The organism is Kitasatospora sp. NPDC007106, assembly GCF_040634455.1.
In the GTDB taxonomy this organism is placed as follows: domain Bacteria; phylum Actinomycetota; class Actinomycetes; order Streptomycetales; family Streptomycetaceae; genus Kitasatospora; species Kitasatospora arboriphila.
Genome location: NZ_JBEYFP010000186.1, coordinates 1 through 10,119, shown reverse-complemented (window position 1 = coordinate 10,119; position 10,119 = coordinate 1). Strand labels below are relative to the sequence as shown.

The 10,119-nt window shown below is 73.7% G+C and carries 9 protein-coding genes and 1 riboswitch; of the genes, 5 read left to right on the top strand and 4 right to left on the bottom strand.

Annotation, left to right across the window (positions count from 1 at the left end; genetic code table 11):
- Positions 1-1,312, bottom strand: a 1,312-nt coding sequence (gene pepN / locus ABZ641_RS17035) for an aminopeptidase N (protein ID WP_359982648.1), incomplete at its 3' end; no start/stop codon positions are given.
- A 205-nt stretch (positions 1,313-1,517) separates the two neighbouring features.
- On the opposite strand from pepN, the gene ABZ641_RS17030 reads away from it, so the two are divergent.
- A complete protein-coding gene (locus ABZ641_RS17030; protein ID WP_030270486.1) occupies positions 1,518-2,153 on the top strand; it encodes a DsbA family protein in 636 nt (211 codons plus the stop codon).
- A gap of 66 nt (positions 2,154-2,219) precedes the next feature.
- Here ABZ641_RS17030 and ABZ641_RS17025 read toward each other — a convergent pair whose 3' ends face one another.
- Positions 2,220-3,527 carry an amino acid permease gene (locus ABZ641_RS17025; protein ID WP_344627931.1) on the bottom strand — a complete coding sequence of 436 codons (1,308 nt, stop codon included), beginning with the start codon at positions 3,525-3,527 and terminating at the stop codon, positions 2,220-2,222.
- 378 nt (positions 3,528-3,905) lie between these two features.
- Here ABZ641_RS17025 and ABZ641_RS17020 point away from each other — a divergent pair, with 378 nt between their 5' ends.
- Together ABZ641_RS17020 and ABZ641_RS17015 are read left to right on the top strand one after the other, a co-directional pair.
- A complete protein-coding gene (locus ABZ641_RS17020) occupies positions 3,906-4,514 on the top strand; it encodes a biotin transporter BioY (protein WP_359982645.1) in 609 nt (202 codons plus the stop codon).
- A gap of 68 nt (positions 4,515-4,582) precedes the next feature.
- Complete coding sequence (locus ABZ641_RS17015; RefSeq protein WP_030270489.1) at positions 4,583-5,068, top strand: ribose-5-phosphate isomerase; 486 nt, start codon at positions 4,583-4,585, stop codon at positions 5,066-5,068.
- Between the two features lie 35 nt (positions 5,069-5,103).
- On the opposite strand, the gene ABZ641_RS17010 is transcribed toward ABZ641_RS17015, so the two are convergent.
- Positions 5,104-6,363 carry a GNAT family N-acetyltransferase gene (locus tag ABZ641_RS17010; RefSeq protein ID WP_359982642.1) on the bottom strand — a complete coding sequence of 420 codons (1,260 nt, stop codon included), beginning with the start codon at positions 6,361-6,363 and terminating at the stop codon, positions 5,104-5,106.
- 302 nt (positions 6,364-6,665) lie between these two features.
- On the opposite strand from ABZ641_RS17010, the gene ABZ641_RS17005 reads away from it, so the two are divergent.
- Together ABZ641_RS17005 and ABZ641_RS17000 are read left to right on the top strand one after the other, a co-directional pair.
- Positions 6,666-7,796, top strand: a complete 1,131-nt coding sequence (locus tag ABZ641_RS17005) for a PP2C family protein-serine/threonine phosphatase (RefSeq protein ID WP_344627932.1) — start codon at positions 6,666-6,668, stop codon at positions 7,794-7,796.
- A 436-nt stretch (positions 7,797-8,232) separates the two neighbouring features.
- Positions 8,233-8,427 carry a hypothetical protein gene (locus ABZ641_RS17000; protein WP_030270493.1) on the top strand — a complete coding sequence of 65 codons (195 nt, stop codon included), beginning with the start codon at positions 8,233-8,235 and terminating at the stop codon, positions 8,425-8,427.
- Positions 8,428-8,627: 200 nt separating this feature from the next.
- Here ABZ641_RS17000 and ABZ641_RS16995 read toward each other — a convergent pair whose 3' ends face one another.
- On the bottom strand, positions 8,628-9,461 hold the full coding sequence (locus ABZ641_RS16995; RefSeq protein WP_359982639.1) for a DUF6348 family protein: 834 nt from the start codon (positions 9,459-9,461) through the stop codon (positions 8,628-8,630).
- A 349-nt stretch (positions 9,462-9,810) separates the two neighbouring features.
- Positions 9,811-9,974: riboswitch (cyclic di-AMP (ydaO/yuaA leader) on the top strand.
- Positions 9,975-10,119: the final 145 nt, after the last annotated feature.

Here is a 10,119-nt window from a genome sequence, read left to right as displayed (position 1 = left end):
CGTCCAGCAGGTCGGTGAGCACGGTGTTGCCGTACGCGTGCCGCTTGAAGTAGGTGCGGGCGCCGGCCAGGAAGGGCTCGCGGCCGACGTACGCCACCAGCTGCTTGAGCACCGAGGCGCCCTTGGCGTAGGTGATGCCGTCGAAGTTGAGCTTGGCGTCCTCCAGGTCCCGGATGTCCGCCGTGATCGGGTGGGTGGTCGGGAACTGGTCCTGCCGGTACGCCCAGGCCTTGCGGCGGTTCGCGAAGGTGATCCACACCGCCCGGTACCGGGTCGCCTCGACCTGCGAGAACGAGCCCATGAAGTCCGCGAAGGACTCCTTCAGCCACAGGTCGTCCCACCACTTCATGGTGACCAGGTCGCCGAACCACATGTGGGCCATCTCGTGCAGCACCACGTTGGCCCGGCCCTCGTACGCCGCCTCGGTCACCTTCGAGCGGAAGACGAACTCCTCGCGGAAGGTCACGCAGCCCGGGTTCTCCATCGCGCCGATGTTGTACTCGGGGACGAAGCACTGGTCGTACTTGCCGAACGGGTACGGGTAGTCGAACTCGTCGTGGAAGAAGTCCAGGCCCTGCTTGGTGACGGTGAAGATCTCGTCCGAGTCGAAGTACGGCGCCAGCGAGCGGCGGCAGGTCGCGGCGAGCGGGATCTCCAGCCGGGTGCCGTCCGGCAGGGTGCGGCCGTAGTGGTCGCGGGCCACGTGGTACGGCCCGGCCACCACCGCCGTCAGGTACGTCGAGATCGGCTTCGTCGGGACGAACCGCCACGTCCGGCTGCCGCTGCCGTCCGCGGTGACCTCCTCGTGCACCGCGTTGGCGTACACGTCCCAGGCCGCCGGCGCGGTCACGGTGAAGGAGAACGGGGCCTTGAGGTCCGGCTGCTCGAAGTTCGCGAACACCCGGCGGGCGTCGGCCGGCTCGAAGTGGGTGTACAGGTAGGTCTCGCCGTCCGCCGGGTCGACGAACCGGTGCAGGCCCTCGCCGGTGCGGCTGTACGCGCAGTCCGCCTCCACGACCAGCTCGTTCTGCGCGGCCAGGCCCGGCAGCGCCACCCGGGCGCCGTCGAACACCTCGGCCGGGTCCAGCGCCCGGCCGTTCAGCACCACCGAGCGGACGGCCGGCGCCAGCAGGTCCACGAAGGTGTCCGAGCCCGGCGCGGAGCAGCGGAACGCCAGGGTCGTGGTGGAGCGGAAGACGTCGACCGCCGGGTCGGGCGCGGAGGTGACGTCCAGATGGACGCGGTAGCCCTCCACCTGGATCAACTCGGCCCGCTGCTGGGCTTCTTCGCGGCTCAGGTTCTTGCCCGGCACGGCGGTACTCCTTTGTCCGGATCGCACGCTGTGAGGAAAACTGCACGGCCGCGCCGGTGGGCCCGGCCGGGGGCATCCTTTCACGCGCCGCCCGCGCCGCCCCGGCACAGCACCGGGCGGTGCGCACGGAATCAACCGGGCCGCCGCGCGGTTGGCACCGCGGGGTACACCCATGCACCCGAACGCCGACCGAAGGACGCCGTCCGTGACGACTGCCGACTCCCGCAAGATCGCCGACTTCTGGTTCGACCCGATCTGCCCCTGGGCCTGGATGACCTCCCGCTGGATGCTGGAGGTCGAGCAGCTGCGCCCGGTGGACACCCGCTGGCACGTGATGAGCCTGTCCGTGCTCAACGAGGGCCGGGACGAGCTGCCCGAGAAGTACAAGGAACTGCTCGCGAAGGGCTGGGGCCCGGTGCGCGTGCTGATCGCCGCCGCCCAGGCGCACGGCGACAAGGTGCTCGGCCCGCTCTACACCGAGCTCGGCCTGCGCTTCCACAACCAGGGCCTGCCGAACGAGCGGGCCACCATCGAGGCCGCCCTGGAGGCCGCCGGCCTGCCGGTCGAGCTCGCCGACGCCGCCGACACCGACGCCCACGACGACGCCCTGCGCGCCTCGCACCGCGAGGGCATCTCGCTGGTCGGCGAGGACGTCGGCACCCCGGTGATCGCCGTCGACGGCCCGGACGGCGACCGGATCGCCTTCTTCGGCCCGGTGGTCACCCCCACCCCGCGCGGCGAGGCCGCCGCCCGCCTGTGGGACGGCACCCTGCTCGTCGCCGCCACCCCGGGCTTCTACGAGATCAAGCGCACCCGCACCGCCGGCCCGTCCTTCGAGTAAGGACCCCGGCGGGGAGCACGACGGAGGGGCGCGGGTTATCCCGCGCCCCTCCGTCGTACCCGTGCCCTAGGCCGTCACGGCCCGCTTCTGCTTCAGCCAGCCGGCCACGGCCAGCGCGACCGCCAGACCGCCGGTGAAGTACAGCTGGATCCGGTTGTTCTCGTCCAGCAGCATCAGCGCCAGCACGCCCAGGATGCCGGCCAGCGCCACCCAGGTCAGGTACGGGAAGGCCCACATCCGCACCGACAGCTGCTCCGGCGCCTCACGCTCCAGCCGCCGCCGCATCCGCAGCTGCGCCACCGCGATGAACGCCCAGACCACCAGCACCGAGGCGCCGACCATGTTCAGCAGCCAGGTGAAGACGGTGTCCGGCCACCAGTAGCTCAGCAGCACCGCCAGGAAGCCGAAGCCGGAGGAGGCCAGCACGGCCCGGCGCGGCACCCCGCCGCCGATCTTGGCCAGCGCCTTCGGGCCCTGGCCACGCTGCACCAGCGAGTACGCCATGCGGGAGGAGCCGTAGATGTTGGCGTTCATCGCGGACAGCAGCGCGATCAGCACGACGACGTTCATGACCTGGCCGGCGCCCGGGATGCCCAGGCTGTTCAGCACCGCCACGTACGGGCCGGGGCTCAGCATCGAGGAGTCGTTCCACGGGACGAGGGTGACGATCACGACCATCGAACCGACGTAGAACAGCGCGATCCGCCACATCGCGGTGCGCACCGCGCCCGCCACGCTGCGCCGGGGGTCCTTGGACTCGGCGGCGGCGATGGTCACGGTCTCCAGGCCGCCGTACGCGAAGACGGAGGCCAGCAGGCCGGTGACCAGGCCGGTGGTGCCGTTCGGCAGGAAGCCGCCGTGGCCGGTCAGGTTGGCGGCGCCGGGGGAGTCGGTGCCGGGCAGCACACCGGTGATGGCCAGGACGCCGATCACCAGGAACGCGGCGATCGCGGTGACCTTGATCGCGGCGAACCAGAACTCGAACTCGCCGAAGTTCTTCACCGCCGCCAGGTTGCTGGCGCAGAAGAAGGCCATGAAGACGGCCACCCACACCCACAGCGGCACCCCGGGGAACCAGCCCTGCATCACGTGCGAGGCGCCGATCGCCTCCGCCGCGACACCGACGCACAGCAGCGTCCAGAACATCCAGCCGACGGTCAGGCCGGCCCACGGCCCGATCTCCCGCTCCGCGTGCACCGAGAAGGAACCGCTGGACGGGCGGGCGGCGGACATCTCGCCGAGCATCCGCATCACCAGCATGACGAGGACACCGGAGATGGCGAACGCCAGGATGATCGCCGGGCCGGCGGCCGCGATGCCGGCGCCGGAGCCGACGAAGAGGCCGGCACCGATCACGCCGCCGAGCGCGATCATGGACAGATGGCGAGGCTTGAGGCCCGCAGCCAGCGTGCCCTCGGCGGCGGGCTCGGTGGCCGGCCGCTCCAGGGTGGGCGTGGGGGTGGTCGTCATCGGCGCATCCAGAGTTCGTCGGATATCGGAACGAGTTGTCCACTATTCGGCAGGCCGGATGGACGCGCCAAGAAATCCCGGCGAGAGACCGCAATTCGGACACTCCCGTGACGCTGCGTGCCCGACGTCTCACCGTGGCACCGGAGCGCCGGCGCAGTGCCGCAGGCAGGACCCCACAAAGCCCGGCCCTGACGCTTTGTCGGAGACGGCGCCGTCAGTTCGCACACCTGCGCGTAGGTTCACAACTGTTCACTGATCATCGAGCAGAAGCGGAGCCCTCCGATGGCCACGGCCGCGCCGATCACCGGCACCCCCGGCACCCTCGTCCTCGCCGACCTGCTGCCCCGCGCCACCACCCGCCTCGGCGGCCAGGTGCGCGAACTCGCCCTCGTCGCCGGCGGCGCCGCCCTCACCGGCCTCGCCGCCCAGCTGTCCGTCCCGGTGCCCGGCTCGCCCGTCCCCGTCACCGGCCAGACCTTCGCGGCACTGCTCGTCGGCACCGCCCTCGGCGCCCGCCGCGGCACCGCCGCCCTCGGCCTCTACCTGCTCGCCGGCACCGCCGGCCTGCCCTGGTTCGCCGACGGCACCTCCGGCTGGACGATGCCCAGCCTCGGCTACGTCCTCGGCTTCGTCCTCGCCGCCGGCCTCACCGGCGCGCTCGCCCGCCGCGGCGCCGACCGCAGCCCGCTGCGCACCGCCGGCGCCATGGTCCTCGGCAACCTCGCGATCTACGCCGTCGGCGTGCCCTACCTCGCCGCCGCCCTGCACGTCCCGCTCGCGAAGGCGGCCGACCTCGGCCTCTACCCCTACCTGGTCGGCGACGCCCTCAAGGCCGTCCTCGCCATGGGCGCCCTGCCGCTCGCCTGGAAGCTCCTCGGCCGCACCCGCTGACCGGGGCGCAGGGGCACGCGCCCGCCCCCTCCCGCGGGCCGGTGCACGCGCATGCCACACTCATGGTCATGCGCGTGTACCTGGGCTCCGACCATGCCGGATACGAACTGAAGAACCACCTCGTCGAGTGGCTGAAGGGGGCCGGCCACGAGCCGGTCGACTGCGGCCCGCACATCTACGACGCCGAGGACGACTACCCGCCGTTCTGCCTGCGCGCCGCCGAGCGCACCGCCGCCGACCCCGAGGCCCTCGGCGTCGTCATCGGCGGCTCCGGCAACGGCGAGGCGATCGCCGCCAACAAGGTCAAGGGCGTCCGCGCCGCGCTCGCCTGGAGCGAGCAGACCGCCGCCCTCGGCCGCGAGCACAACAACGCCAACGTCATCTCCGTCGGCGGCCGCATGCACACCCTCGACGAGGCCACCAAGTTCGTCGAGATCTTCCTCAACACCCCGTACAGCGGCGAGGCCCGGCACACCCGCCGGATCGAGATGCTGAGCGAGTACGAGACCACCGGCGAGCTCCCGCCGATCCCGGCCCACCACCCCCAGGGCTGACCGACCCCTCCGAGACGCCTGGGCCGCACGGGCCGTCAGAACCCGTGCGGCAGCCAGGGTGCCACGTCCGAGGCGAACGCCCGCGACGCCTGCGCCAGCGCCCCCTCCCGCAGCTCGGTGACCAGACCCGCCCGGGCCAGCGCCGCCAGCGTCTCCCCGCCGAGGTAGGCGCACCCCAGCTCCCGGACGTCCAGCACCAGATCGGCCGGCGCCCCGGTGCGGACACAGCTCGTCGCCCGGCCGGGCCCGGCGCTGCGCAGCCGCCAGCGACCCGCGTTCCACGGACAGAAGCCGTCCGCCACCTCCAGCACCACGTCCAGCGGCTGCGCGTAGCCCCGCGACTCCAGCGCCGCCCCGACGTCCACCAGCCGCAGGTGCAGCGCGTCGCTCAGCCGCGGCTCCAGCCGGCGCACGTCCGACACCAGGTGCAGCAGCGGATCGTCCACCGGCAGGTTCCCCGCCTCCACCGTGTCCACCAGGTCCAGGTCCAGCAGGAAGCGCCACAGCCGCGCGTACACCGCCGGCGTCAGCGCCTCGACGTCCCGCACCTTCACCCGGCCCACCGCGTTGTCCGCCGCCGACCAGTCCACCTTCGCCGAGTAGCGGGCGTAGCCGAGCAGCTTGCCGCTCTCGGCGTCCTCGGCGAGCACGCACTGCCGCGGCGAGAAGCCGCCCCGCGAGGACGGCACGTCCAGCAGCGGGTGCCGCTCCCAGCCGGGGCTCCGCTCCAGCCGGCCCGGACGCCCCGGCACCAGCGCGGCGTACAGCTCCTCGCAGGCCGGCGAGGCCTCCACCGGGTCGGCCAGCCGCAACCGCAGCGCCGGGTTCTCCGCCACCGGCAGCGACACCCGGTGGCAGGGCACCTTCACCGCCATCCGCCAGGTGGCCCGCCCGAACCCGAACCGGCCGTAGATGCCCGGCTCCGAGGCGGTCAGCGCCGCCAGCGGCTCCCGCGCGGCCCGTACGTCGTCCAGCAGCCTCCGCATCAGCGCCGTCAGCCCGCCCCGGCGGCGGTGGGTGGGCAGCACGCCGACCATGGTGACGCCCGCCACCGGCAGCACCGCCCCGCCGGGCACCGCCATCCGGAAGCTGAACGCCCCGCCGCCACCGACCGGCTCCGCACCGTCGCACACCACCAGGGAACGTCCGACCTCGGTCAGCGAGCGGTACAGCTCCCGCTCCTCGGCCGACTCCTCCTCACCGCCGAACGCGACCTCCAGCCGGCGGTACCAGCCGTCCCACTCCTCCGCGGCGAGCGGACGGACCGTCAGCGCGCCGGTGTCACCTGTCGTCATGCCGCCCACCCTCGCACCCGGCACCGGCCGTGTGCGACCGACTTACCGCCGCGCCGTCACCACCCGGCGCCCGGACGACGGCACGCGCCCCCGGAGCGCGGACGACGGCGCACTCCCGCCACCCGGCCGAAACCCGCCGCAGAACACCCGGGCGCCCGCGCAGCCCCGGCGCAGGCGTCGACGCCGACCCGCAACCGTGGATAAGGTCGGACCCCATGGCTGGCAGCACGCAGGGCACCCCGCCCCGGACGACTGCGACGGGCCCCACCGCGAGCGCGGCCAGGGAGCCCGTGACGGCCCGGTTGCGCACGAGGCTCCGCCGGGCCCGACGCACCGTGCGCCGAACCGGCGTCGACTACTTCCGCGGCGCCGCCCCCGACTGGCTCGCCTTCGCGCTCTTCCTCGCCGCCGTCCCGCTGCTCGTCGTCCTCAACATCTGGATCCCGGCCTGGGTGCCGCCCACCTCCCTGGTGCTCCCCGTCCTCGCCGGCTCCCTGCTGCTGCGCCCCGGCACCCTCGTCCTGCTCTACGCCGCCGCCGCGGTCGGCCTCTCCACCGAATCGCTCATCCACACCGGCGAACGCGTCGCCAGCGACAACCCCGACGCCTACGTCTACGGCGTCACCCCCGGCGCCGCCCTGGTCGTCGGCGCGGTCGGCGTCGCCGGCCTGCTGCTCGCCCAGTTCCGCAGCCGGGTCGGCGTGCCCTGGCGCGGCGGCGGCACCATGCTCTTCGACCTCCGCGAACGGCTCCGGGTGCAGAGCCAGTTGCCCCGGCTGCCCGAGGGCTGGTCCGCGGACATGGCGCTGCGCCCCGCCGGCGGCCAGTCCTTCTCCGGCGACTTCGTGGTCGCCGCCCGCACCGGCCCCGGCGGCCGCACCCTGGAGGTCGTCCTCGCCGACGTCTCCGGCAAGGGCATGGACGCCGGCAGCCGTGCCCTGCTGCTCTCCGGCGCCTTCGGCGGACTGCTCGGCTCGCTGCCCGCGCACGACTTCCTGCCCGCCGCCAACGGCTACCTGCTGCGCCAGGAGTGGGAGGAGGGCTTCGCCACCGCCGTCCACCTGGTGCTCGACCTCGACACCGGCCAGTACGAACTGCTCTCCGCCGGCCACCTGCCCGGCATGCAGCGGCACGGCGGCACCGGCGTCTGGGAGGCCAAGGAGTCCGAGGAGGGCCCGCTGCTCGGCATCTACGACGGTGCCAAGTTCGAGGGCCTGCGCGGCCGGCTCGACAGCGGGGACGTGCTGATGCTGTGCACCGACGGCATGGTCGAGATCCCCGGCCGCGACCTCGCCGAGGGCATGGACCGGCTGATGGGCGAGGCCGACCGACTCGTCGTCAACGGCTTCCGCGGCGCCGCAGGCCGCCTCATCGAGACCGTCGCCAAGGACGTCAACGACGACCGCGCCGTGCTGCTGGTGTGGCGGCAGTAGCGCCTGTCAACCCCCGGGAGTGATCTTCGGCCAATCCTGACAACCTCTTCACCTGCGGACCGCGGGCCCCGGGCCTGCCGATTGGCCATTCCGGCGCGTTCCACCCCGCCCCCGCCGACGGTTCGTCAGAAGACATCGGCTATCGTCTCGGTCGGCGGAAATTCGTCTCACATGGCAGGATCTTCGCTCCGGGCTCTCGGCTAGTCCTTTACGCAGGCAGCACGAACGACCACACTGAGTCCGGGTGGGCTGGTCGATGCTCGGGGGACGGGGGGCGAGAGGTGCGGCAGACAGCAGGCGTCACCGTCGCCGCGGACGCCTCCACGGCGGCGGGATCGGTCGACTCGTGCCAGGGACGGTCGGCGCAGGCCGCGGTCCGGTTCCGACACGGGGTTCCAGCACGAACCCCTGCCACAGATTGAGGAAGTGAGCCAGGGTGGCCTTCTCCGTCTCCGCGCTGTTCCTGTTCGGCGTCATCGTCGTCATCTTCATCCGCAACAAGCAGCTGAAGACCAGCCACGCCATCATCGCGGCGCTCTTCGGCTTCATGGTGAGCCAGTCCACGGCGGCCCGGCCGATCCAGGACTTCCTCAACCAGCTGGCGAAGACCATCTCCTCCGTCGCGAGCTGACCCCTCCCGCGGGCCGGACTCCGCCCCGGCGGGCGAACTCCGCTCCGGTGGGCCGAAGTCCCCTTCGCGGGACGGACTCCGCCCTCGCGGGCCGGGTTCCGTCCCCGTCCCGGCGGTGTCGTCCGACCCGGTCGTGCCCGTCCGTCCCGGCGGTGTCGCCCGACCCGGGCCGACCGCCGTCGTGAGCCGGCCGCCCGGACCTACCGTCCGGCCCGGGCCCGCCGCCAGCGGGCCAGCACCCCCAGCCGCGTGGCGGGCGCGGCGGGCGCAGTGTTCCCCACGGCCCCGGCGGGCCGGGCGCCGCCGGCGTCCACGGGGACGGAGCGAACCGCCGCGGGGGCCTCCCCGACGGGCCGGCCCTCCGGCGCCATCAGCACGAACAGCCGTGCCCAGCACAGCCGTTCGCCGCGCGGCCAGCCGAGCGCACGCAGCGCCGCCGAGGCGGACTCGGACACCGCGCCGTTGACCCGGACCTCGGCGACGTCCTCGCCCGCCCGGCCGCCCAGGAACAGCTTCACACCCGTCACGGCCGGCTCCGCACCGTCCGGAGCCAGCTCCGGGGCCAGCACCTCGGCGAGCTCCGGCAGCAGCCGGTGGCCGGCGAGCCACTCCGACAGCCGTTCACTGTCGAAGCCGAAGACGGCGGCCGGCCCCTGCACGGCCTGCCAACCCGGCAACCGCGCCGCGCGGACGTGGTCGCCGTGCGCCCCGCGGCCCTCCTGCAGCTCGACCACGGCGGCCGCGGTGGTGGTCGCCCACATCCGCACCGCGCTCTCCAGCCGCTCCTCCTCCGTCCGGCCGAGGCCCGCCGTGCAGTCCCACACCACCGGGCCGTCCGCCCGCCCCACGTCGAAGGCGAAACCGAGGTCGACGTGCCCCGCGCCGCCGCCCTCGCCGGGGTGCTCCCGCACCGCCACGGCCGTCGTCCCGGGCCCGCGGACCACACTGCCCTCGACCGTGAACCGCTGACCGAACCGGGCCATCTCCCGGACGACGCTGCGCTGGATCACATCCAGCCGGGACTGCGCGCGCACCCGGGGCTCCTCGCTCGAAAAGGGGTCGAACACCGCTCGGGAGCGAGGCTATCGGCCCCCCGGGTGACCAGCGTCACCGGGCGGGCCATGATCCGTGCCGGGCCGCGAGCGGGCAGCCACGCGGGGTGTCCGATTTGCCTGACTGCTGATGATCCGGGCACGTACGGTCACTGCGGTGACTGCGCTCCGCCCACCGGCGGCGGGCGGAGAGTGACCCCCTCAGGGGCCCCCGAGGGCCTCCGGGGACGGGGAGCTTGCCACCGGAGGGGCCCATCGGTTTTCCTCGGAGCCTGCCCGGCCACAACGGCTGGGCGGGCCACCGGGCGGAACGCCGAGTCCTGCCGCCGTCCGGGGTCACGCACCCTTCCGTGCACGGCAGGAGCGGGGGACCCAAGGTAAGTGCCGCACCCGGTGATCCGGGGACGGCTTGGGGTGAAGTCGCGTCATTTCCGCGACCGGGCGAACTCCCCGCCCGAACCCGACAGCTCACCTCGCAGGCGTCGGAGAGGAACACCCCCATGTCCGTTCTGGGCACCCGTCTGTCCCGCGTCGCCGTCGCCACCGGTGTGGCCGCCGCCGCCATCGCCATCCCCGTCACCGCCGCCTCCGCCGCGAGCGCCCACGGCGCCGTCCCGGCCGCCGCTCCGGCCGCCGCCGC

Excerpts from the sequence above, each read along its gene's own strand:
- ABZ641_RS17025 (WP_344627931.1), bottom strand. The coding sequence starts at position 3,527 with ATGATCGCGCTCGGCGGCGTGATCGGTGCCGGCCTCTTCGTCGGCTCC.
- ABZ641_RS17020 (WP_359982645.1), top strand. The coding sequence starts at position 3,906 with ATGGCCACGGCCGCGCCGATCACCGGCACCCCCGGCACCCTCGTCCTC.
- ABZ641_RS17015 (WP_030270489.1), top strand. The coding sequence starts at position 4,583 with ATGCGCGTGTACCTGGGCTCCGACCATGCCGGATACGAACTGAAGAAC.
- ABZ641_RS17010 (WP_359982642.1), bottom strand. The coding sequence starts at position 6,363 with ATGACGACAGGTGACACCGGCGCGCTGACGGTCCGTCCGCTCGCCGCG.